19 protein-coding genes are annotated in these 24,090 nt (G+C 55.2%); 8 read left to right on the forward strand and 11 right to left on the reverse strand.

Translation table 11 applies throughout. The features are described from left to right. The first annotated feature begins 85 nt into the window (after positions 1–85). Positions 86–979: a UTP--glucose-1-phosphate uridylyltransferase GalU gene (gene galU, locus AB4Y77_RS11000; protein WP_442013942.1), complete on the forward strand. Its 894-nt coding sequence runs from the start codon at positions 86–88 to the stop codon at positions 977–979. A 628-nt stretch (positions 980–1,607) separates the two neighbouring features. On the opposite strand, the gene AB4Y77_RS11005 is transcribed toward galU, so the two are convergent. Both AB4Y77_RS11005 and AB4Y77_RS11010 read right to left on the reverse strand, forming a co-directional pair. Next, entirely contained in the window at positions 1,608–2,684 is a 1,077-nt protein-coding gene (locus AB4Y77_RS11005) for an LCP family protein (protein ID WP_442013943.1), read from the reverse strand. 37 nt (positions 2,685–2,721) lie between these two features. Next, positions 2,722–4,350 carry a hypothetical protein gene (locus AB4Y77_RS11010; protein ID WP_442013944.1) on the reverse strand — a complete coding sequence of 543 codons (1,629 nt, stop codon included), beginning with the start codon at positions 4,348–4,350 and terminating at the stop codon, positions 2,722–2,724. A 1,025-nt stretch (positions 4,351–5,375) separates the two neighbouring features. Here AB4Y77_RS11010 and AB4Y77_RS11015 point away from each other — a divergent pair. The 7 genes from AB4Y77_RS11015 to wecC all read left to right on the forward strand — a co-directional run bounded on the left by AB4Y77_RS11015 (position 5,376) and on the right by wecC (position 13,436). After that, the gene (locus AB4Y77_RS11015) at positions 5,376–6,590 is read left to right on the forward strand and encodes a glycosyltransferase family 4 protein (protein ID WP_442013971.1); all 1,215 of its coding nucleotides are present in this window, start codon (positions 5,376–5,378) and stop codon (positions 6,588–6,590) included. A 473-nt stretch (positions 6,591–7,063) separates the two neighbouring features. Next, complete coding sequence (locus AB4Y77_RS11020; RefSeq protein ID WP_442013972.1) at positions 7,064–8,338, forward strand: glycosyltransferase family 4 protein; 1,275 nt, start codon at positions 7,064–7,066, stop codon at positions 8,336–8,338. Next, positions 8,338–8,499 (forward strand): hypothetical protein, encoded by a 162-nt coding sequence (locus AB4Y77_RS11025; RefSeq protein ID WP_442013945.1) that lies wholly within the window; start codon positions 8,338–8,340, stop codon positions 8,497–8,499. Before AB4Y77_RS11020 ends, AB4Y77_RS11025 begins: the two co-directional genes overlap by 1 nt. Continuing rightward, positions 8,499–9,386: an ABC transporter permease gene (locus tag AB4Y77_RS11030; RefSeq protein ID WP_442013946.1), complete on the forward strand. Its 888-nt coding sequence runs from the start codon at positions 8,499–8,501 to the stop codon at positions 9,384–9,386. The genes AB4Y77_RS11025 and AB4Y77_RS11030 overlap by 1 nt, the downstream gene beginning before the upstream one ends. Before the next feature lie 136 nt (positions 9,387–9,522). Further along, positions 9,523–10,266 carry an ABC transporter ATP-binding protein gene (locus AB4Y77_RS11035; RefSeq protein WP_442013947.1) on the forward strand — a complete coding sequence of 248 codons (744 nt, stop codon included), beginning with the start codon at positions 9,523–9,525 and terminating at the stop codon, positions 10,264–10,266. 166 nt (positions 10,267–10,432) lie between these two features. Further along, positions 10,433–12,172 carry a glycosyltransferase family protein gene (locus AB4Y77_RS11040; protein WP_442013948.1) on the forward strand — a complete coding sequence of 580 codons (1,740 nt, stop codon included), beginning with the start codon at positions 10,433–10,435 and terminating at the stop codon, positions 12,170–12,172. 13 nt (positions 12,173–12,185) lie between these two features. Next, positions 12,186–13,436, forward strand: coding sequence for a UDP-N-acetyl-D-mannosamine dehydrogenase (gene wecC / locus AB4Y77_RS11045; RefSeq protein WP_442013949.1), 1,251 nt, complete (start codon positions 12,186–12,188; stop codon positions 13,434–13,436). 102 nt (positions 13,437–13,538) lie between these two features. Here the strand turns inward: wecC and AB4Y77_RS11050 are convergent, their stop codons facing one another. The 9 genes from AB4Y77_RS11050 to AB4Y77_RS11090 all read right to left on the reverse strand — a co-directional run bounded on the left by AB4Y77_RS11050 (position 13,539) and on the right by AB4Y77_RS11090 (position 24,073). Next, complete coding sequence (locus tag AB4Y77_RS11050) at positions 13,539–14,774, reverse strand: hypothetical protein (protein ID WP_442013950.1); 1,236 nt, start codon at positions 14,772–14,774, stop codon at positions 13,539–13,541. Positions 14,775–14,917: 143 nt separating this feature from the next. Next, the gene (locus AB4Y77_RS11055) at positions 14,918–16,045 is read right to left on the reverse strand and encodes a polysaccharide pyruvyl transferase family protein (RefSeq protein ID WP_442013951.1); all 1,128 of its coding nucleotides are present in this window, start codon (positions 16,043–16,045) and stop codon (positions 14,918–14,920) included. 136 nt (positions 16,046–16,181) lie between these two features. Then, positions 16,182–17,234 carry a polysaccharide pyruvyl transferase family protein gene (locus tag AB4Y77_RS11060; RefSeq protein WP_442013952.1) on the reverse strand — a complete coding sequence of 351 codons (1,053 nt, stop codon included), beginning with the start codon at positions 17,232–17,234 and terminating at the stop codon, positions 16,182–16,184. A gap of 361 nt (positions 17,235–17,595) precedes the next feature. Further along, positions 17,596–18,981, reverse strand: coding sequence for a UDP-glucose dehydrogenase family protein (locus tag AB4Y77_RS11065; protein WP_442013953.1), 1,386 nt, complete (start codon positions 18,979–18,981; stop codon positions 17,596–17,598). A 156-nt stretch (positions 18,982–19,137) separates the two neighbouring features. Next, complete coding sequence (locus AB4Y77_RS11070) at positions 19,138–19,797, reverse strand: hypothetical protein (RefSeq protein WP_442013954.1); 660 nt, start codon at positions 19,795–19,797, stop codon at positions 19,138–19,140. Then, positions 19,797–21,836 carry a glycosyltransferase family 2 protein gene (locus tag AB4Y77_RS11075; RefSeq protein WP_442013955.1) on the reverse strand — a complete coding sequence of 680 codons (2,040 nt, stop codon included), beginning with the start codon at positions 21,834–21,836 and terminating at the stop codon, positions 19,797–19,799. The genes AB4Y77_RS11070 and AB4Y77_RS11075 overlap by 1 nt, the downstream gene beginning before the upstream one ends. After that, the gene (locus AB4Y77_RS11080; RefSeq protein ID WP_442013956.1) at positions 21,829–22,242 is read right to left on the reverse strand and encodes a hypothetical protein; all 414 of its coding nucleotides are present in this window, start codon (positions 22,240–22,242) and stop codon (positions 21,829–21,831) included. The genes AB4Y77_RS11075 and AB4Y77_RS11080 overlap by 8 nt, the downstream gene beginning before the upstream one ends. Next, positions 22,239–23,006 carry a hypothetical protein gene (locus AB4Y77_RS11085; RefSeq protein ID WP_442013957.1) on the reverse strand — a complete coding sequence of 256 codons (768 nt, stop codon included), beginning with the start codon at positions 23,004–23,006 and terminating at the stop codon, positions 22,239–22,241. The genes AB4Y77_RS11080 and AB4Y77_RS11085 overlap by 4 nt, the downstream gene beginning before the upstream one ends. Next, the gene (locus AB4Y77_RS11090; protein ID WP_442013958.1) at positions 23,003–24,073 is read right to left on the reverse strand and encodes a GSCFA domain-containing protein; all 1,071 of its coding nucleotides are present in this window, start codon (positions 24,071–24,073) and stop codon (positions 23,003–23,005) included. Before AB4Y77_RS11090 ends, AB4Y77_RS11085 begins: the two co-directional genes overlap by 4 nt. Between the last annotated feature and the right edge of the window lie 17 nt (positions 24,074–24,090).

Here is a 24,090-nt window from a genome sequence, read left to right on the forward strand (position 1 = left end):
CTCTTAGAACAACGATGCGCCTGTTCACTGTTCTTGAATCGTTATGAAATTCGTATATTGAGAGTCAGTTTTATAGGGTTCGAGCATGACTACGTTCGGTAAAACTGTTCGAAAAGCTGTGATTCCTGCTGCGGGCCTCGGCACCCGCTTCCTTCCCGCCACCAAGGCTATGCCGAAGGAAATGTTGCCGGTTGTGGATGCGCCGGCAATCCAGTATGTAGTCGAGGAGGCAGTCAACGCGAACCTCACCGACATTCTTATGATTACGGGACGAAGCAAGCGCGCACTGGAGGATCACTTTGACGGAGCGCCTGCATTGGAGCGGACCCTCGAACTCAAAGGCGACCACGCGCGTTTGGAAGCGGTCCAGTATGCGTCTGGACTCGGCCCTATCCACTACGTGCGTCAAGGCCAGCCCAAGGGGCTTGGACACGCCGTTCTATGCGCCCGCCAGCACGTTGGAGATGAACCTTTCGCAGTGTTGCTGGGAGACGACCTAATTGACGAACGCGACCAGCTGCTGACCACCATGATGGAGGTGCAGGCTCAAACCGGTGGTTCGGTGATCGCGCTGATCGAAGTGGAGCCGTCCCAGATCAGCGCCTATGGTTGCGCAGACATCAGCGCCGTGGACGGCGAGGGGTATGTTCGCGTCAACAGCTTGGTTGAGAAGCCAAGCGTGGATGAGGCTCCCTCCAACCTTGCAGTCATAGGACGGTATGTTCTCCACCCCTCGGTTTTTGACGTTCTCGAACAGACGCAACCTGGCCGCGGCGGTGAGATCCAACTGACGGATGCACTGCAGACCCTCGCCGCAGGTGACGGCGAAGGCTCTGGGGTCTTTGGTGTGGTCTTCCGAGGTAGGCGTTACGACACCGGAGATAAGCTGAGTTACCTGAAGGCCGTAATCACCTTGGCATCGGAACGCGCCGAGTTCGGTGAGGACCTCAAGGCTTGGATGAAGACTTTTCTTGGCTGAAAAGCCAGAACCGCTTCCGGTTCCTCGGAGCAGATGCTACTAATGGCCCCGCGTTCGGTATAGTGGGCTTTCTTCGCGGGTTCGCCTACGAAGAACCACACACAAGATCCGCCCACACCCTTTGGGTGTGGGCGGATCGTTTGTTTGGAGATTGCTAGGTGTGCGGGACTTCCCTGATCGACTGGACGTGCCCCTTGAGCCTTGTCTCTTGCGCGCGGTTGCCAGCATCGTAGAACCACCATTGGATGTTCCCCTCGGTGGCACGTGCGGCTGAAATCACTTCTTCTGTTTCCAACCCCTCGTTTATGACAAATATCGGCATTTTTCCTCCCCAATTAGATGTCGAAGCAAGTTGAGTTCGATACCCGCTTCTCCCGCCTAAACAAGTTCGCACTGGATTCTATCTGAGTGCTGGTGCGCTCGGTGTAGTGCTGGAAGGCGGTGTCAATGACGATTTTGATGGACGTCATGATTCGTCCAGCAGATTCCTGGGCCGGCGCGTTTTGTTGTAAGGTTGCAGGTGAGGGCCTCCCGCGTGCTCAGTGGTTTCTAGACATCTCCACTGCCCGCGGGAGGCTTTTCTTGCGTGATTGCAGGATTAGGGTCTCAGCCCCTAGCGACACTCCTGCTAGTTCCCTTTTTCCAGAGCATGCGCTGCAACGTAGGCCGCCAGTTGGTCCTTAGAAAGAGCGTCGGCAAGCTCCGATATCGCTGTGGTGTCTGCAACTACGATGGACTGGCCATCGGTTGAAGTGCCCGTGCCCAGCGTGGGCAAGGTGAACATGACAGTGTCATTCGCGCGAAGGTCCTTCATGCCCAAGGCCAGGCTGCCGATGGCTGCAGCGTCGAAGCTCTTGTCAACGCTGATGAAGGGAGTTACCGCGCTAACCATGCTGTTGACGGTGGCAGGGTTGGTGAGGGTTTCACGGGCGATTGTCTTGCTGATGATCGCTTTCATGTAGGCCTGCTGGTTGCGAACCCTTTGGTAGTCGCCGTCGCTGAAAGACATACGTTCACGGACAAACGCCAGTGCTTCGTCGCCGTTCAGCGTCTGCTTTCCGGCTTCATAGTAGTGGCCCTTCATGGGGCCTTTTGCCGGCGCAAACGGAATCTTCACGTCCACTTCCACTCCGCCTAAGGCGTCGGTAAGACCCTTAAAGCCCTCGAAGTCCACCATGGCAACGTGATCAATGCGCTGTTGAAAGAGGGATTCCACGGTTTGGACCATCAGCGGAACACCACCGAGGGCCAACGCCGCGTTGATCTTCGACTCACCCTTGCCCGGGATGTCTACCCAGAGATCACGCATGAGCGATACGGCGTACACATTCTTGCGATCTGCCGGGACGTGTACGAGCATCAGCGTGTCAGCCCGTTGATCGGTGGAAGTTTGGGTATCGACGTCAAGTTCAGCAGAGCCCCTGGTGTCGCTGCCCATGACAAGAATGTTCATGGCAGCAGTGCCGTTGACGGGTTCGGCCTTCTGGGGTCGAGTGGACTCGTCCGGGAAAGCAGTCTCGATCTTCGTCGTGCCGGAGTTGAAGGTTTGAGCCAGGTTGAAAATGTAGGCGCCGCCTACTAGGCCAGCAACGAGAACCGCGGCCGTAAAGCCAAGGAGTACGTTCCTGGCGGTTTTTCTGCTGGTTTTCTGACGTCGGGGACGGGACTCTGCAGCAGGAGTTTCGGTATCTGTCGGGAGCGTCATATGTTCCTTGGTGTCGGTATCAGCAGTAATGATTCTATCAAGGCCTGTATATGCCGTCTGTATATTCCGATTGCAGACTGTTGCCCCACCGGTTGGAGACGCCGACTTTGTAAGGGGTTTTGACGTTCCAAGTTGCATTGCCGAGTTCTAAGGAGATCGTTTCCAGCTCCGGCTTTGGCTCTATCCAACGCATATGTTTCTCATCGCTGTTTGGGATTTCCGCTTTCAGCTCGTGAGTTACACCATCAGTTGCGGTCCATTTCACTAATGCGCTTCCCCCGGAAAGATTGAAGCCCGTTACCTTCAGCGACCCCGTGGAAGTGTCCAGGGATGCTCCGGTTACGATAGGGGTCGTAAATCCGGATGTCATCTGAGACTTGAGTGCCTCACTACTGTCGTCGCAAGTGAAGTACGGATCCCACATGAAGGAGATCACCTTAGCGGCTTCGGCCATCTGCTGGAGTTGTCGATCAATTCTGTCCAGGGTTGTCTGTCCGCGAAGGCTGTTCCCACATGGATTCTTCTTTGTCGCGGGTGCCATGCCCTCCAGATTTGCCCAGAGCTCTGCACCCGTTCCCACGACGCCAGCGGCCGCGGCTCGGAAGTAGTCCTCATTCGGGGCTATATATTTGCCACCCCAAGTGCCTTTGCCTACTATGCTCTCCGCAAAAGCGTCAACGGCAGTGTCGGACTCGCTGGGGAGATAGGCGGCGCCTTTTCCTGTTCCCATACCGTCTTGAATTGCGATTTTCAACTGTATGCCGCTGGAGGTTTGAGCGATCTTCCTTATCCCGATGCGGGCGTCGTCGGGGCTGACGTTTGACGCATCTACCCTGGACTCTATGTACGGACTCACGATCGCCGAACGAGTCGGGAGGACGCGCCGTATGGCCTCATTCTGCATACGGTAGAGCGACAACACAGGATCGAAGAATGGATTTGAGCTAATTGGCATCTCTGCGTGGTGGTAAAAGCCCGCCAGGCCAGCCACGTCATTCCTTGACGCTTGATATTGGAGGAACCGCTCTGTGAAAAGTGCGAGAGTTTCCTCATATGAAAGATCGGGAAGGTAGTCCAAGTCTGTACGTTTCACTGGGGCTGGCAGTCCTGCGTAGAATTTCATGTCCAGATCTGTTGCCGCTGTCGCCAAAGCGACTGCTGGATCTTCAGCAGATGACTTGCTGCCGCCTACAAGTACAACATCATAGGTACCCTTGGGCGACGAGCACCCCTTGCCCTCGGTTGGCTGAAACAGGAGGGTGTATGCCCTGCCATTGCTTGAAAAGCTCTTATCCCGGGGGCACGGAAGGTCAAAACCATGCCAGCTGCTTCCATCGGAGTATGTAAAGTATCGATGAACGTCCACAATTCCGGCTGCGAATTCGGCGCATTTGACGCCGTCGATCACGCAGTCTTCGGGAAGGGAGTCTGGGCTGGCAGGTTTCAAAAGCGTTCCGAAAGTAATCGCTGTATCGCCACCGACAGCAGAAATATCAGCAAGCTTCTCACGGTTCTTTGAGGCGACCGTGTTGGCGGTTATGAAATAGCCGCTTATGGGGTACTGCGGCCTTGACGCGGAGGTGGCGGATGGGGCCGCGGAGATGGTCGGGTCCGTGGGACCTGCCACTTGGGATGAAAGAGTCACACCGGCGATAATGACAGTCACGGCAAGTAGTGCAATTGGCCATCGCCAAACGCTTCTGACGGCTGACAGCGATGGCCGTGGACGTCTGGAGAGCCTTGCGGGTGACATGTGTTCCTCTGAATCGGCGTCAGCAGAGACGACTCTATCAATGGAAAGTGCGGAGTTTGAGTATCCGTCAGCGTGGGCTGCTGCGGCAGCAGGTCTGGTGCATGCGATAAACTGATCCAGGTCGCCCTCCGATGGTGGACGTCCGTGTGCCGCCAAGTCTTGGGCGGCTGCGTTCAACAGAACTCGACAGCGTTCTGCAATTCACACAACGGGGGGAAAGTTGAGCACCGGAATCAAACGTGTTCAAGCTGCGCTTGTTGTCTTGATCCTGGCCGTACTCGGGTTCCTCGGAAGCCAACCCGCCATAGCCACTCAAGATGACCCTGGAAAGGAAACGGAACAGCCGACTGATCCGGTAACACCGACCACCCCCGTGGTGGTGCCGCCTGTCGTGGTTCCTCCGATTCTTGAGCCTGCTCCGACACTCACTCCGCTGGAGCCCGAGGACAGTCCTGCACCGTCTCAGCCAACTGACCATCCAGCACCCGAAGTTCCACCGGCCGCGGAGCCCCCTGCGCCACCCTCAGTCGCGCCAATCGCCCCGGCTCCCTCCCTTGAGAACTCGGTTCCCCTGGCTCCTGCGGATACTGGCACCCTGGGCAACGTCGTGGAACCGGAAATGCCGTTGGAAAGCACGACTGTTGCGTCGGCGGATCCGACCCCATCGCCGATGCCATCCTCCACGAGGACAGCAGCTCCGCCGGTTGCCAGCGCAGAAGTTGCGGGGCCCCTGAAAGCGGCGCTGGCACCAGCCGCCGAGAATAATCCCCTTGTCCAAGGTCTTATGGTCCTCGTGTTGGTTCTATTAGGTGTCGCCTACTTCCGTGCTTTGCGCTCCACGAGGCTCCGCGGACCGCGGCTTAACGGCAAGTAGACCCATGGTTAACACCCTGGCCGGGGATAAGGCTGTGGAAAATCCTGCATCATGCATGCGCCTCATGGTCCTTTCGCATTCCTACTGGCCCGAACATAGTCCCCCTCAACGAAGGTGGTTTGCCCTTACACGTGAGTTTCGCAGGGCTGGATGGGAAGTTGATGTGGTTGCCCCAGTAGCCCACTACCCTAATGGCCGGCGAAACTTGCCCAGAAGAGAAGCAGGGTTTGCTTTCACTCACCAGCGCGGCCCGCACGGGGAGACTATCCGCCGTGTTCCTTATCTGCGTCATCTGGGGACGTCGTCTCTGGCTCGCTTTATAGATCAGCTTTTTTCGGCAGTAATGTCTGTCCCTGTCGGCTTGGGCGGGAAAAAGCCCAACGCAATCGTAGCCACTGCTCCCAGTCTGCCCACTTTGGCTACAGGATACGTCCTTTCCAAACTCCGCAGAGTTCCCTTCATTGTTGAGATGCGGGATGCCTGGCCGGATCTCGCACGTGATGCCAGGATGGTTCAAGGCGGAGTGAAGAGCCTGGTCGAACGCGCTGTGGAGTTCGTGCAACAGCGGGCAGACCTTGTGGTCACAGTTACAGAGGGCTTTGCAGACACGTTGCGTGACCGAGGCTTTCCCAACGTCGTCACAATAAGCAACGGTCTCGATCTGAATGCGATTCCCTTTCTTGAGCCACCAGCCATGGAACGCGATGTCTTCCGTGCTCTGTACTTGGGAAATCACGGAAAGAGTCAACGCTTGGACATACTGATCCGGGCAAGCGCGCTTTTGGGAGATGCCTTTCAACTTACACTCGTTGGACATGGCACCACACGCCCGCAGCTTGTGAAACTAGCCCGGGAGCTGAATGCCCCAGTTACGTTCTTCCCTTCGCTTCAGGGGCCCGAGGTTGTGGAAAAGTACCGTGAAGCAGATACCTGCATCGTTTCCCTCCGCGACGACTGGAAGTCCTTTGAGACCACCATTCCGTCCAAAACCTACGAAGTCTTGGCGATTGGAAGGCATGTCACCGCCATCGTCCGAGGCGAAGCCGAGCGCATCATCGTTGAGGCTGATGGGGGAGATGTTGTACCGGCCAATCCTGAATCAGTGGCGCAATTGTGGCGCGATCTGGCGGCCGACCGGACTAGGCTCGTGTCTGGCTCAAATGGGCGTGAATGGGTCAGAGCAAACGCCGACTATGTGCAGCTGGCGGTCAAGTATATGGAAACAATCACTCAAGTGGTGCATCCGGAAATAGCTATCGAGCGGGAGCGCACCTCGTGATACAAGTTGTTCGGAATTTTCAGCTTGTACTCACCACCATCTCTGAGCACCTCACTGAGGCACCGGTTGTCTTGGCGCTTCAAGTCCTACGGAAACTGCCGAATGGATTTGTCAGGCCGATGGCACGTTTCGTGGCGTCGCTGGCGCAGTACTCTGGGCGTCCCATTTTTCTCCTGGCGAGCCACGCATCAGGCCAGGAACCTGAACTGATCAGACGTTTTGAAAACAATATTGCTACCGGAGTCACCGGTGAAGCAGCGCGGAAAGCTGCTGAGATTGCCGTCGCGGCTGGGCAACCGGAGTGGGCGGACACGCTCTTGCGATTGGCCGGGAGTTCACCGCGAGTCTCTGCAACCAAGGCCAGGCTTGATTGGTATCGCGGTGATATGAGCGGCGCCATTGCTGTTCTGGAGGGCCAGCCTGGCAGCATGGCTAGGCAGCGGCTGCGACTGGAATCTGAACAGAGGGTGTTTATGGGGTGGAAGCCCTCACTTCCCTCAAGACCCGTGCTGCCAGAAAGTCGCCGCGTACTGCACCTCCTGACGAACTCAGTGCCCCACACTGGAAGCGGGTATGCTAGGCGTAGTCACGCCATACTGACTGCACAGCAATCAGCTGGCTGGGAAACTCTGGCTGTCACACGACTGGGGTATCCGGTTCAAATCGGGGCATTGCACGCTAAGCAACGCGATGTTGTCGACGGAGTCACATACGAGCGCATTCTGCCGCGCCGAGTGCCGCCGACTATGGACCGCCGACTGCAGCAGCAGACTGTGGAGTTAGCTGGCGTGGCGAGGGAGTTCAGGCCATCGGTGCTTCACACCACCACGCACTTTGTAAATGGCCTAGTGGCGCGGGAGGTAGCCAAAGCTCTTGATATCCCATGGATTTACGAGGTTCGTGGACAATTAGCAGATACGTGGGCTTCCAGCCGCGATGAGTCGGCGCTCCAGAGCGAACGATACGAGCTTTTCACTTCACGCGAGGCGGAAATTATGCGCTCAGCCGGCATGGTGGCCACTCTCGGCGAGTCAATGAAACGCAACATCATGGCGGTCGGCGTGGCCGAACACAAAATAATGATTACCCCGAATGCCGTTGGGGGTGCTTATCTGGACACTCCTATCAAGCACCGAGATGCCCGGGCGGCCCTTGGCCTCGAAGTGAATGCGCTTTACATAGGTACAGTCAGCAGCCTCGTTGGATATGAGGGCCTGGACGATCTAATTACTGCATTTGCACTGCTTGCTCCGAGACTGCCAAAGTTGTGCCTCATTTTGGTCGGCGATGGCACGGCAGCTCCTGGACTCCGCGACCAAGTGCAACGTTTGGGGCTAGCTGGCCGGACTATCTTCACGGGACGAGTTTCTCCGGAACGGGCTCGCCTTTACCACTTGGCCCTAGACGTTTTCGTGGTGCCCAGAAAGGACTCCGCAGTTACGCGAGCCGTAACACCACTGAAGCCTGTAGAGGCGATGGCCTCAGAACGGCCCGTCGTTGCCAGTGACCTCGAGGCCCTGCGGGAGATCGTGACTGACAACGTTAACGGCAGATTGACTACGCCTGAGAATCCGGTGCGGCTTGCTGAAGTTCTGCAGGAATTGTTGGAGGACGAAGACTTGCGCCATCGCTTGGGAGCCGCGGGTAGAGAATACGTGTTGGCCACAAGAACATGGCAGGCAAATGCTCTTGCTTACAGCAAGGCTTATGAGACTTTACTGTCTGAGAACTCAAGGAGGCTGAATTAGTGTCTATAAACTTGGCCGAGGTGCAGCCCATCGCGGTTAGTCTGCCCTTAGCCACGGACATTCGACAGCTGAATCTGGCAGACGGGGAACCTGCCATCGTGGTGGGCTTGCTCATCGCCACCAATCTATGGCTCGGAAGCCGAGTAAAGGGAGTCATCTAGTGTCCGCAAAAAAGGCAAAGCTACCGCCGCCTGCGGCCATCCAGCCGATGTCGGTAGACATCCGGAAGTTATCCCGTGTGGGCTCAAGACCTGGGTTCTTGGACTATTTGGTTCAACTGTGGGACTACCGGCAGTTTATATTTTATGATGCACGCGCTCGAGTCCAGAGCGGCACACGTCGAGACCGACTTGGTAGCGCGTGGCTGTTGCTCAATCCTGTTTTTAACGGGCTGACATACTTTCTGATCTTTGGTGTGTTGCTTCAGACAAGCCGCGGGATTGAAAATTATGTGGGCTATCTTGTTGTCGGAATATTCCTGTTTCAATTCAGCTCAGGTTCAATAAATGAAGGTGCCCGTTCAATTCGAAACGGGAAGTCGGTGGTGCAGGCGTTCAACTTCCCGCGCGCGGCTCTCCCGCTAGGGGCTAACATCCGAGAACTGCTGTCGGTTGTTCCCCTCATGCTCGGTATGCTTCTGATCATTGTCGTCTTGCCACCTGTTGAAATTATCAGCTGGAAGTGGGTGCTGATAATACCGGCAGTGCTCCTACAGTCTCTTTTCAACTTGGGTATCGGAATGATCTTGGCCCGGACGATTGCCAAGGTCAACGATGTGGCACATCTATTGCCCTTCGCATTGCGCGCCTGGATGTACGGTTCTGCTGTCTTTTACTCTTATGAGCGGTTTGTCTCGGATCCATCCGTTTTGGCTGTCTTGAAGCTAAACCCTCTCTTCAACGTCATAGATATCGTTCGAAACTGTGTACTCTACGACACGTTGCCGGCATGGGAGTCGTGGGCCAGCTTGGCAGTGGCTTCACTTGTCGCGCTCATGGTGGGTTTCGTCTTTTTCTGGAAGGGTGAAGAAACATATGGGCGCGATTGATCAGGCGGTTTTCCTTGATGGTCCTCCATGCGTCGTGATCGACAGGGTCAAGATGACTTATCGTGTAGCTTCCTCCGATGACCGTTCAGTATCCTCTCGAAGAGGCTTGAAGGGCAGGCTGCGTCGACTCTTTAGAATGCAGAATCTGGTAGCCGTTAACGCTCTGAAGGAAATTTCCTTGATCGTGGAGCGAGGAGAGTCGGTCGGCATCATTGGCCGGAATGGCTCAGGTAAAAGCACGATAATGAAACTTATCAGTGGGCAGGCTGCTCCCACGGATGGCGCCATATATGCGTCGAGCACGCCGGTGCTACTTGGTGTCAACGCTGCGCTCGTTCCAGAGCTCTCAGGAGATCAGAACGTTGTGCTCGGATGCTTGGCAATGGGCATGGACATAAAACAGATTGACGCGCAGTTTGACAGCATTGTAGAACTTTCCGGTCTTGAATCGGCTATATACCTACCAATGAAGTCGTACTCATCGGGCATGGCATCGCGGCTGAGATTCGCCATCGCGGCAGCTGTCAATCCAGAAATACTCTTGGTTGACGAGGCATTGAATACTGGCGATGCCCAGTTCAGCAACAGAAGCAAGGCCCGCATGGACGAGTTGAGGGAGCAGGCTGGCTGCGTGTTCATAGTCAGCCATAGTTTGGAAACCATCCGCACCATGTGCAGCAGAGTCATCTGGTTGGACAAAGGTGAACTCATCATGGACGGTTCACCTGACGAGACAACGCGGCTGTACCAAGAGTTCTCGACGAATCTATCGCGAGGCAACAACTTCAGCGCGGCCCGCATTAGGGATGAGGCTCGAGCAAATCTCGTGGCAACAGAAATCCTGGAGCGAGCCAGCGGGCGACGAACGGAAGGACGCTGACATGCCGGTTATTTCAGACCTGCGACGGGCAGCATGGCATTTTCGGCAGGGCGGTTTCAGCCAACTAAGCGAATGGCGGAGGCGACTGAGGACCGAACGCAGGATAAGCCGTGGAGGGGTGTCGCCCGTTGCCAAAGTGAATCAGTTGAATGGTAGCAATGGTTCCGTGACTTTCGCGCCCCACCGTGTGCCCGACCGACTTCCCAGAAGATCCGACCTCACAGTTGGAGTCATACTGGATGATTTTTCTGCTGCGGCATTTTCCTTTGAATGGAACCTCGTGCATCTGCGCAAGGATCAGTGGCGGTCGCAGTTGGAGGAAAAACCAATCGACTTCTTGTTTGTGGAGTCGGCGTGGAACGGGAACGGGGGTTCATGGAAGTTCCAACTGATGGGTACATCCGGGCCCAAGGAGGAATTTCTGGACCTCATGGCTTGGTGCAAGTCTCGGTCCATACCTACTGTGTTCTGGAACAAAGAGGATCCACCGCATTATGATGACTTTCTCCCAGCGGCTGGAGAGTTTGACATGGTCTTCACGAGCGACTCGGACAGAATCTCTTCATATGTCGCCGATCTAGGCCACAACAGGGTCGCAGCCCTCGCTTTTGCTGCCCAGCCTGCGATCCACAATCCTATGCGGACCGGCCAGGGACGTCATTCCCGTGGGGTGGCCTTTGCGGGTATGTATTTTGCTCATAAATATCCAGAACGTCGACAGCAGATGGATGTCCTCCTGAGTGCTGCTAGGGACGCAGGAACAAATTCAGGTCCGCGTCTAGATATATTCTCGAGGCAGCTTGGAGGTGACTCCAACTATCAATTTCCCGTGCCATTCAGCGAAAATGTAGTAGGTAGTCTCGACTACGGTCAGATGCTCACTGCCTATCGAGCCTACAAAGTTTTCCTCAATGTGAATTCTGTCGTAGATTCTCCGAGCATGTGTGCGCGTCGAATATTTGAGATTACGGCGTCGGGTACGCCAGTTGTTTCTACTCCAAGTGAGGCAATAGGTAGATTCTTCGCACCCGATGAAGTGTTCGTTGCTGATTCCAGGGAACAGGGCGAACATCAAATCCGCATGCTGGCTCGAAGCCCTGAGTTGAATGACAGAGTCGTCCACAGGGGTCAGCGGCGTGTCTGGGCCGAGAATACATACGCCCACCGGGCTGAGGTCATAGTAGCGTCGGTGCTACCGGAACAGAGTAAGGCCGTGACCTTGCCGTTCGTCAGTGCCTTGGTGCCTACGATCCGGCCGCATCAACTGGACCACGTGTTCGCAAGTGTCGGCGGTCAAATTGGTGTTGACATAGAGCTTGTCCTTTTGACTCATGGCTTTGAGCTGGATGACGAGGCAGCGGATGAACTGGCTGCGAAGCACGGCGTCCAAAGATTCAAGGTCTTGTCAGCTGCTCGGGAACTCACTTTGGGAGATTGCCTGAATATCTGTGTGCAGGCCGCTACTGGGGAAGTCCTGACCAAGATGGATGATGATGACTATTACGGTCCGAACTATTTGGCAGATCTTCTGCACGCATTGGACTACTCACAAGCAGATGTAGTGGGGAAGCTTGCACACCATATGCACTTCGTTTCCAACGGATCGACAGTGCTGAGGATGCCTCACATGGAACACCGGATCAGCCGACTCGTCATGGGACCCACAATCACCGCCCGACGCGATGTTTTTGAAAGACACCCCTTCGAACCCGTAAATCGGGGTGAGGACACAGCTTTCCTCAAGGCTGTCACTCAAAGCGGTGGCACTATATATGCTGCCGATAGGTTCAACTTCTGCCAGATGCGTCGGAGCGAAGGACACACTTGGAACCTTACGGATGAGGAACTGGCAGCGTCTGGCGAAATAAAGTTCTTTGGAGATCCCAAAGAACACATTACCGTTTGAAAGGGCTAAGAGATTGCCATCCATTGAGACCGTAGCGGTCGTCGGTTTGGGCTATATCGGCCTACCTACAGCCGCCATACTTGCCACTAACGGATTCGACGTGGTTGGCGTGGACGTAAACCAGGAGACTGTTGACGCGGTCAACCGCGGTGAAGTTCCGTTCGTTGAACCTGATTTGGGCATCCACGTCGCCGGCGCTGTAAGCCAAGGGCACCTGAAAGCGACCGTCGACACCCCGCCGGCGCAGGCATATATTGTTGCCGTTCCTACACCCTTCAAAGCTGACCGATCTGCTGACCTAACTTACATTGAGGCTGCGGCGCGGGGGATCGCTCCACAACTGCAAGGTGGAGAGCTCATCATTCTGGAATCGACTTCGCCTCCAGGAGCAACCCGCCATCTAGCCAACTATCTTCTGGCTCTTCGTCCCGAATTTTCGCTCGATGGGGCTAGTCGTGGCCCAGTCATTCACGTTGCACATTGCCCCGAACGGGTTCTACCTGGACGCGTGATGATTGAACTTGTTACAAACGACCGCATTGTGGGTGGTATTACCTCGGAGGCCGCGTCACTTGCCAAGGAACTCTACGCGTCATTCTGTAAGGGAGAAATTCTCGTAACTGATGATGTTACGGCGGAGATGGCCAAACTCGTAGAGAATTCCTACAGGGACGTCAATATCGCCTTCGCAAACGAGCTGTCGGTCATCAGCGATAAACTTGGTGTCGATGTCTGGGAACTGATCCGCCTAGCGAACCATCATCCGCGCGTCAATATCCTAAACCCGGGTCCCGGCGTCGGCGGGCACTGCATTGCAGTCGATCCGTGGTTCATCGTCTCGGCAGCTCCGCGTGAAGCCCAACTGATTAAGGCTGCGCGAGAAGTCAACGATTCCAAGCCCGCATGGGTCGTGGACAAAGTGGTCAGCGCTGTTTCCGCGCTGCCCTTGGATCAAGACGTGGCCGTGTTCGGCCTGGCATTCAAAGCCAACATCGATGACTTGCGCGAGTCCCCTGCAGTCGAAATTGCACAGTCACTTTCCGTCCGGCTGAAGGACCGCAGAATCAACATCGTCGAACCCCACGTTGAGACGTTGCCGAAAGCGCTTCTGGGTCAGCAGAACCTTCAGCTGGTCGATGCTGAAACTGCTCTGGCCCGGTCTTCGGTTGTGGCCCTCCTTGTCGACCACGACCCCTTCAAACAGCTTGCCGACCAGCTGGGTGGAAAGACAGTCATAGACACTAGGGGACTCTTCACAGCATAGTGACCTAGCTCGCTGTCTCAATGGGAAGTACCCAGACGAAGGCCCGTGAGAGTGGAGAAATCTACTCTCATGGGTCATCTTGTTAGCGCGACTCGCATTTAGCTACTTAGTGGAGAAATGCCCATAGGTGGCTCTAATTGTCGTGTTGCTTGCCTTAATAGAGCAGTTATCGAGCGAACCGGTCAGGGACACGTCCGCAGGAGTTACGTTGCGGCGCTCATAGAGGGTCGTGGCGGCCTGCCAGGGTTGGCGAATAGGGTACTTGTATCCCTGAATAAGAGAATCTTTTACGGAGTTCTTGTTCGCTGCAACAAGATCATAGGTCTTTACGCCCCCGTCATACGGTCCGGAGCCAGTTCCTTTGGCGATGAGGTTTCCAATCGTCTCCACTCCTTCAGCTTGCTGGCCTATTACAATCCCGGAAGCCCCATAGAGGATGGTGTTGTTCTTTATGATGACCCCCCTCGGCGCGCCGGTGGGATCCTGGCTTCCTGATGCCTTGATGCCAGCACCCAAGGGTGAATCACCAATGAGGTTATTCTCAATTGTCCCGTCACTGGAGTAGATCGTTGGCATGAGATAGATATTATGCATCTCGCCGGGTGTGCCACTCTTGGCAGCCTGTCGGATGCAGTTGGCGCCGATCAAGTACTTGTGTGGTGCGGCAGCCGTTTTGCTCTCGATTGTTGTTGACGTCGGTGTTTGGTCTCGGACGTGGAGATTGGCGACGCCGTGTGTCCCGGCTATTTCATTGTTGATGAATGACCACCCCGTACCGCCGAAGAAACTAACGATAGCCTGCCCAGTCGTGTTAGTTGCGCTGTAGCCAAACTTGATTCCCTGAACGGTCCAGTAGTCACCCCCCGACAACTTCAGGTACCCGTTCAAGCTGACTGTTTCATTAGGATAGGACTGCAAGCGTATTGGCGCGTCTGACCTTCCCGGGCGTGCTGACCAACCAACTTTTTCGTCATACGTCCCAGCCCTGACAATGATTACATCACCAGGTTTGGCAACCTTGACAGCTCCTTGAACAGTTCGCAGTGGCCGGTCAATTGAAGGCTCAGGGCACGTGGGGTCGTTTACAGGCAGCTTTCCACTGTCTAAACACGAAATGCGGTTATATTCTTTATATCCCCAAGAGACCTTCATCCCCCAGACGTCGGAGCCTTGGTCATCCACGTATATGGCGCGGGCTCCGCTCGTCGGTACGGCGATAGAACTTGAGCCAACTCCGGTGTAATCCGGAGCTGTGGCAGCATAGGCGGGTGGCAGTCCAAAGCAGACTACGGAGGACACCGCGATACATGTTCCCAGAATCATTTCACGTATCTTCATATTTCGAGTCTGCCACGATGAGACTCGATTGAGGAGTCAGTTTGAGCGATTGGCACCGGGGAGGAGACAACCTATCTGCCTTACGGTCCTGAATCTACGGCGTTTCACACATGGAGACATCCACAAATTGTGTAGAGCTTTAGTCACTCACTTCGGATTGCCTGTTGGGTTTCCTTGGCTGATGTTAGGTCCTGAAGCAGGGCTTTTTCCTCGGGACCAAGTCTGGGGGTGAGAGACTGATGAGGGAGCCGTTCAATCAGTGCGAGAGCTTGTTGCCTTGGCTTCTCTATGTTGCCGCTGCCATCATCCCTCACGGGTCTTAAGCACCGTCGCAGGAGCGCCGGCAGCACATCGTCCGAGGGGTTGCCGCTGTAGGATTCCCAGTCAGAGATATTGTTGTCGATATCTTTCCACTCATCTACGGGAGGCACAGCAGTGTGAGGGTGGTTCTTCTGAGCATCCGGACGCCACAAATCAAGCGGGAATGAGTTGTATATGCCTTCTATGTCGTAGGTCCCTCTGGCGGTTGGCCCGAGATCCAAGGCTTCACTGTAATTTCGCGCTAACTGCACGCGGGTTCTTCCTGTGCCTTCGTAGTAGTCCATGTACTTCGTGTGGTGCTCAGCTTCCGGTTTTACCGCCCGGTTAGGAATGCCAAGGGCGTCGGCAAGTATGAGCGCGTGGAGTGAAGAGGCCACAACGAATTTGCTTTGTGCTATGGCTCGCACAACCAGCCAGATTTCATTGCGGGGGCTAACCATGGGAAGTTCGTCGTCGAAGAGGAGTTTGTCGTTCAGATTGGGAACTACCAAGACGTCCCGCGTCTTCACGTCCGTCCATCCCCGGACCTCCGGGAAGAGAGTTGGAATGAGAAGGGCCGGGTCACCGAACAGATGAGGTGCGCTGGTGCCCATGTTGTGGAGATGCGACTTACTTCGCGGTCCGCGGAGCAAGCGCACATCCAATTTGGTCGAGCCGACCTTGCGGCCAGGAACCTTGCCATTGATGCCACTGCCCCAGACGACGTCGTCGGGAAGAGCGAAATGGAGGATAGAGCCAACGGTCAGCAATCTTCTGCTGTCAGCAAGACCGGAGTTTATGTTGTTAAGCCATAAGATGCGTTGAGCAATCAGTGGGCCTAAGAGGTCCCCAAAGTTGTCCACCCTAGCCGAGGACCCATCGGGTAGGGCCCTTAAGGGATTCCAACGAACGACTGACCTCCCGAGGACTTCCTCAGTATGGTCTTGTTCCCGGTCTTCCTTAGATTCCACGCGACCTATCCTTAATCTTCCAACGATGACATTAGCTGACGGCGCCGGTTCAAAAATTGTCGCGGTGACCGGAGGTGCTTCCGAGGAAGACGGAATGCTCCAGGCATACCTTGCGAGCCTGGAGCACTCCATTTGATCAGTTGATTGCTTCCTTCACAGCGGACTGTACCTGGAGAAGGAGGTCCGTAGCCTGCTTTCGCAGCATGGCGACGTCTTCAGTGGCGATGTCTGCAGGGCGGGGTTCGAAGCGTTCAAGGTGGTCTTTTGCATCGAACTTCGAGAGAAGGTCTTCCCGACCGATCCGGCGCATAAAGCTTCGGTTCTTACTCGTGGGAATCATGACGATGGAGGGCACCCCGTACATGGTGGCAACAACGCTGCCGTGGAACTTCATGCTTGCGAGTGTGGTGCATTCACCGATGGCTCGGGACAGCTCGTCCAAGTCTTGGCTGTAGACAATTTCTTTTCCAGGCACATCCAGGTCCTGTGCATTGACGATGTCGCGCCAACCGACAATGCCGGTTCCCAGTATCAGGTGACGGATTGTCCAGCCTCGTGACTGCAGTTCCTTAGCCAAATTCTCAAGCTGTGTGTAGTCATCCGGAACGTCCCTGTCGGGCCTCTGCCTCGTAACGATACCCAGGATCTTGGCTTCTGGGTCGCGTGTGACCTCAGGCAGAGTGAGTGCACACACAATATCCGGTGCAGCGACAAGGGGAGCTGTTGCTGGAGCAACGTGATTCTCCATCCAGCGACGGGAGTCCTCATCGCGCACTCCAACAAACTTCATGTTGGGGTGGTTGAAAAAGGCAGCATAGCGTTTGGCAATGTGGGGCTTCTCAGCCTCGTTGGGAGAACCAACTCGAATCGGTACGCCCAGCCCGAGGGCAAATACAGGCTTAGTTAGATATTCCTTGTGGAAGTAGCGCTCATCGGTTCCCCAAGGGCGCACGAGGTCTCCGCCACCCAAGAGGATGCCGTCGACTTCCTTAACCATTTCGGCAATAGGGCGTGAGAAGTAAGGCTTTGCCGGAAGATCCGGTAGAACCTTCAAATTGTAGTCGTCGCCGAAGTATTCTTCGAAAACACTGAGGAAAAGTTCGTCACCGTAATTTCCGTGACCAAAAAATCCAGCGATGCCCAGAGTGGGCCGCTTCCTTGTAGCCGTAGAAGGGCTGCTTGTAACCATGTTTTTCCTCCTAGGAACCGCCCTCGCATGGAAGTGGCGGGTTCAAATTGCTTTGGTGCTGAAATGGAGCGGAATCCCCGTGTGCCATGTCGGCGTGGACTATACATCGAACACACGCTGGTCCGCTCTCAGGCCGAAGGCTTCAAGCCACCATCGGTACTTCCTGTCCGCTTTGACACGCAGGATAAGCATGCGTGAAACAGCTCACCACCTGTCGATAACTATAGGCGGGGCCACCAGTTGACAACTAATTTGGTAACTCCTCCCCGTGGACAGGCGGATGGAGCTTTGCCGATGCCGTCCATCAACACCCACGATCGCTGTGAGTATTGATGCACGGCATCGACCGTACTCGACAGCCTTAGCTTCCTGACCCAGCTTCGGTAAGAACGAGCTCGGACCTTCGGCCGAGTGACTCGAAGTGCCAACCGGACTCGATCCACTCATCGTGGTCCAAAACATTTCGACCGTCGATTAGTGCCTTCGATTCCACCAGGTGCTCTAAATGGCTGGGCTTCAACTGTACAAATTCCTGCCACTCTGTGAGGAGGATCGTCAGGTGGCTCCCGTCGAGAGCTTCATCGAGTGACTCGGCGTAGTTCAGTCTGGGAAAACGCAGGCGAGCGTTGTTCATGGCTTCGGGGTCGTAAATCGAGACATCCGCTCCTGCGTTGAAGAGTTGGGCCGCGACATCCAGTGCTGGGGAATCGCGAACGTCGTCGCTGTTGGGTTTGAAGGCCACCCCGAGAACCGTGATCTTACGTCCGTCAAGCTCGTGGAGGATCTCGGTCGCCAAGTGAACGACACGTTCGCGACGTCGAAGGTTGATTTCATCGACTTCTGAAAGGAACCGCATCGTTCTGTCCAGTCCAAGCTCGCTTACGCGGGCTTGCAGGGCTCGGATGTCCTTCGGCAAACAGCCGCCTCCAAAGCCAACGCCGGCATTGAGGAACCTGCGACCTATGCGCTTGTCGAGACCGATGGCGTCGGCAAGTGTTCGGATATCACCGCCAACATGCTCGGTGACTTCAGCAAACGCATTGATGAAGGAGATCTTGGTTGCCAAGAATGCATTAGCGGCCACTTTTACAAGCTCCGCGGTCTCCAAGTCCGTCACAATGAATGGAGTATCTGAAGCCAAGGCAGACGCATAGACCTCGCGAAGCACGGCGACGGCTTCCGGTGTGCCTCCGCCCACGACCAAGCGGTCCGGCGTGAGTGTGTCTTTTACGGCGAAGCCCTCGCGCAGAAACTCAGGATTCCACAAAAGGTCAATGCTAACGTCCGGATTGACCTGGGCGACAAGTTCGCGAAGTCGACGGGCAGTTCCGACGGGCACGGTTGATTTTCCCACGATAAGTGCATCTTTGGTAATGCACCGTGCCAGTGAGAGCGTCGCGTTGTCCACGTAGGTCATGTCGGCTGCGTGGTCTCCTGCCTTCTGGGGTGTGCCCACTGCTATGAAGTGAACATCCCCCCAAGCGCCGGCCTCTTCGTAAGAAGTGGTAAACCGGAGCCGACCGCTCGACGTGTGCTCCCTTAGCAGCTCGGGCAGGCCTGGTTCGTGAAAGGGGAGAATGCCCGCACTCAGTTGCTCGACCTTCTTCGGATCAGCGTCGAGTCCCAGAACTTCGAAGCCGAGTTCTGCCATGCATGCTGCGTGTGTGGCTCCAAGATAGCCGGTCCCGATTACAGTGATTCGAAGTGGCATGATACCTTCCTGCGGGATGACGGCAACGATTTCCATTGCCGAGATTGAGTCTTAAAAAAAGTTGATGGCTGAAGTTGGGCTCCAGCCCGTACGGCCGCCGACAAGCTGAAGCGACCAGTTCCGAAGATGAGCGTGCGTTCGCTATGCCGATCAGGACGAGGGGCGATTACTGACCCCTCGTCCATACAGGCGCTAGTGCGCTCCACAGTCCGTGAGAATCAACGACAGCCCGGCTGATTCCAGCAAGCGTGAGGCCTGAGAATAGGCTGGCAGTGAGTCGTCAGTCGAGGTATCGCAAATTGCCACACCAGCGGCGCTCAGGTCGGCTGACAACAGAACACCTCCGGCCAGTGTGCAAAACACATCGCCATGGACGTCCGGGCGTAACTCTGCATGCAGCCATGAATTGCACGCGACGTCCAAGCTATCCATGGTCAAAAGCCCGCCGGAGCTACGATCAGTGGGCTGGAACGAAACGCGGACCTGCCGCTGCTGCCCCACGTGATTGGTGAAATTTGAATCGCGGTGGTGAGAGTTGACGTGCAGGACAGAATCACCATGCGGGGAATGGTTCTCGCTGTAACTTACTGGTTCAACCCGCACTGCCTTGTTCGCGCAAAGGTTTTCGATAGCGCGTGCAACACCAGACGAAACAGGATTCTCGAAGACCAATCGACTGTCAACATATGGGCCGAAGACTAGTGCAGCGGCAACGGCAATGCGATCTTGGTCGACCGTTTCGATGAGGTAATCAACATAGAAAGTCTCGATCGGCGGCTGTGTGTCACCTTCCTCAGCAACGGCCAAAATACCCGACCTGCCGAAATCGTTTCTAGTCCATTGAACCTTCATTAGAATTCCTCACTGGTTCGAAGTGCATTACACAATTGCTTTGCAATATCACGGGATGACTTGGCAACCAAGAAGGATTGGCTATCTGCATCAAGTTGGAACTCGTCTCTTGCATTGATTCGTCGGACTCCGGCGCCTAAGTCCTCATGGTCCAGAATCACGTACTCGCGGGATGTTTGCGAATCGGCAGTGCCGAGGATAAGGCCTGATGGTTGTTGATCGGATACAGCATCCGCGGGGTGTCCGAGACCGTCGTTTGTGTGAACCACCGCGAAGTTAGGCACGGTACGGCTTACATGGTCAGACACTGCGTCCCAAAGGATCTGCTGTGCTGAAGACTCGCTGTCTTCATAAGCCGAGAAGTCTGCGCCGTTTGCCCGCAGGGCTGCCAACTCCGGCCAGGTTACTGACGCTATGACGTTTGTGCGGGGCAAAATTCCTTCCCAGGCGCTGCGTGAAACTGAGCCATTCCGGGACGTGCCGTACGCAGATTGTGCTCTTTCCGGAAGCACGTTCGACGTCACACTTCTGATGACGAGGTGGTCAGGCAGGTAGGGTCGGACCGAAGCCTCGAAGGCCTTTCCTGCCATGTCTGACAGCCATTCCTCAGACGCAACTACCTTGGTCGGGTCCCCAGCGACGCCATTGGCAAATTTCAACATTCTTTGTGACATCTTGGCAGAAGCACGCTGAATTTCGCCAGCACTTCTTGTGATCTGCCCGCTATGCAGGCGACGCAGAATGAGGTTCTCTCCGGTGTGCTTCATCTTGACTCCCGAACGGACCATTCTGAGAGCGATATTGTTGTCTACGCCACTTTTTAGGGTCTCGTCGTATCGGAACTTCTTGAAGATATCGGCCCGGATCAGCCAAGTGGGATGCGTGGGGTTGTTGCCATAACGAAGAGCAGTCTGCATGTTGAACAACCGGTGAACCAACCGGTGCACTTCGCCCGTAGAGTTATCAAAATGGACCGACACGCCGAAGCTTCCGTGATCTCCCGGTTCAAGCGATTCGAGCTGACGCTCCAACCGCCACGGGAGCATGATGTCATCGTCGTCATGTACGGCTATAAATGCACCTCGGGCCTTATCGGCGCCGAAATTCCTAGATGCGGAAATTCCGTGATTCTCACGTGCAAAATACCGGATCCGCGAGTCGGCAAAGGAAGTGATGACATCGCGAGTATGGTCTGTGCTTCCGTCATCAACCAAAATCACCTCAAAATCTTGCAGGGACTGGGCAAGGATTGAGTTAAGGCAATCATCGAGATAGTCGGCACGGTTATACGTGGAAATGACGATAGAGACCAGCGGTCCGTCGACTGATGAGGACGAGCGCCACCCCAAAAGATCACCGAACATGTCCGCCGAGTGGGGGCCAAATTCTTCAACTTTTCCAGTCGCGGCCATCTTCGAGTGCATGCGGACTGTAAATGTAAAAAGTCCATTCTCGGAGCTGGCCCATGTCTCCACGTAGCCAAACTGCTTGCCACGCCGGAGGAAGTCCTGCAAGGCGGATTGCAACTCAACATAGGTGGGCTTCAAACCACGCAGTGTGTGGAGGAGAGTCCGCGGTACGGCAACCGCCGACAGGGATGAGCGTGCAGGTGCCAGGACACTGTCCGTTCGAGCTGTTCCCAGCCCCTGGGTCATTGCGTCGATGTCATTGTCGTCCAGTGGGGCAATGGGCCGTACGATGCGGTGCGGAATACGAATCATCGCAGACGGCGTCGCTTCGTACGACTCTTCCAAGGCACGCGTCGTAGCTGTTGGAATGACGGCCCCGGCGGCGACAATCAAGATCAAGGGCTGCGTTATCGCGCCGAGGGCGGTGTTGACAGCGGAAGCAACTGAAGTTGCGGCAGGATCATATGTCAGAGTGTCACTGTCGGCACCCATGCCTGGTGCGGCCTTCAATACTGCTGTTGCGACGCCTGCGGATTGGAGTGATCGTATCGTTCGCTCCACGGCCGCTGAATCAGAATCATGTTCAGCCACAACCAAAGCACCAACGACATCAGACGTGGTCTCAGACATTCGAGGTCAACCTTCCCTTCGCAATGATGTTGAGTTCGTCAGTGCTGCCATCGGCGGAGTCGGCGATAGCCCAAACGCTCGTGATCGCACTGGCCGGAGGCAGATCCCTCGTCCCCCACGGAACAACCTGCAAATCAAGTTCCGAGACGAAGTCACTCAAAGTGAGCTTGGGCAGGGCGATGGCCCCGGCCTCTGCCGTGGCTACATATTTGTAATGTCCCTGTAACTGATTCGAAAACCCCCAGGTCTCGGACATGACTGCAGACTTTTCAGGTGCCTTCACCAGTGCAACGAGGGATTTCTCATTGACGGGAACACGAAGATCAAATACAAACTCTATGGACCGGACTGGCGTTGGGAAGGTCCATCTAAAATTGAGCGCGGAAGGCGCAGTGGCCAAAATCATATTTCCTCATTTGCTTTGTTCACGTTCAAGATATCCTCGGCTACCAATTCGCCATAGGAAGAATTCATGTGCACGAAATCCAGTTTGGGTTTACTGTCGTTGGGATCAATGCTTTCAAGCTTGAAATGCCCAAACTCACTGCGAGTCAAGCCATTAGACGATATAGTCTGCCGCGGCTGGCGAAGAACGCCGACACCTTCGCGTTCGAGATCCTGAAGTTTTCCTTCGTAAATCGCGTGGAGACGATCCAGATCCTTGGATCCAATCAACTCACGGAAGAACTTCAGGGAGGACTCAGGTCGAGTTCCTACCCACTCGAGCGGCATAGGCTGCTGCGCATAGAAAATCGGCTTATCCGTGTGTTGCCGAAGACCATCGATAACCCGCTTTGCCTTAGACAGCTCAAACAGGTCGTCAACCATGGCGGCGTAAGCGTTGTCGGAGAGAACATACACTCCATTTTTGGCAACATCGCGTGACGTTCGATACTGAGCATAGGTCTTAGCCAGAGCGGTAAAAGAGTAGTGCATTCCGAAGACGACAAAAATGTCGTATTTGGATATTTCCACCTCGGATGCAAAAGCGCACTTGATGTCATCGAATCCAGCGACAGCTTTCCCGTCGAGCAGGAGTTTCAGGGACTCTGTTCCGTAGGTTCGTTCAGTATGGATCCCCGTCTCGGTGATGTCACCGGACGCGGCCCTGGTTTTCCAGACGGGAATAATGTGTCCAAGATGGGAGTCGCCGATGAAACTATATTTCATTCCCCAAACACCTCCAAGAGGACGTCTTCACACTGAATCTGCTCGGCCGAGACGACCGCTACTTCATCAGCAGGAATATTGGCAGGAGGATGCGCAGCAAAAAAGTGACGCATAACTTCCTTAACGCCGTCTGGTGTAACCGACCGGAGGGTATCATCCCAATAAATGCCTCTTGCCGGGCTTGCAGTAATGATTTCAAACGACGGGAAGTAAGCAACGTCATCGTGTCTTTTCGACAAGTCACCAGCTGCTGCCCGGAGCACCGCTTTGGAGTATGTGGTCGCTACCACTACATGATCCTCGGTGGCTGTGGCGGCCAATGCAACTGGCGAAACCGTCAACAGAAACTTGATGTTGGGGTTATGGCGCTGAATCAGTTCGCGAAGTTTTTCGAAGTCCGAAACTATATCGGCGTAGTTGAAATTTTCGAAGGTGAATTCGTCGGGGTTGAAGTCGCCGCACACGGTTCCGGGAGCGGTGGGAAAGACCGTTCCTGACGACCTGTCTACCCACCCTTCGGTGAGGCCAAAGGTATACACGAGCACTGAGGCCTGATTCAGCATCTTACGCACGGCGGCTAGATGCTGCTCGCGGTGCTCCTTTACTTCGTCAGCATTGGTAAGCCCAGACGGCTCTACAGACGGCCGTAGGGCATCGTAGTACCTGTCGCTCTTCGACCAAATCCAGTTGCTGGGTTCTCGTTCCTCATAAGCCTCCTGGACTAGCTGGAGGAGTTGTCGCACATAGTAGATGTTTCCAAAGCGCGCCGAGTATACGCCGAACCCGAACCGCTCGGCGGTCTGCGTAGTCATTGCCTTCGGCGCCGGTTCAGTGTCGACGACGCTGTAGCCATTTTTGCGAAGGTTGGTTGCAATATGCTGAGCGAAGCAACTTCCGGCGGTGGCCACAGAGTCTGTCTGCTCAATTTCAAACTTCTTTTCATAGAGACCCGACATCGCCAAGCCCTGGTTGTCTGAAACTGCAGCGCGCCAAAACGAATTAGCGGGCTTGCCTCTATAGGGTGATCGAGCTCTGATTTCACCGACGCTCTCACGACTTTGCACCATGGTGTTTCACTCCTTCA

The organism is Paenarthrobacter sp. YAF11_1 (assembly GCF_052113445.1).
GTDB lineage: Bacteria > Actinomycetota > Actinomycetes > Actinomycetales > Micrococcaceae > Arthrobacter.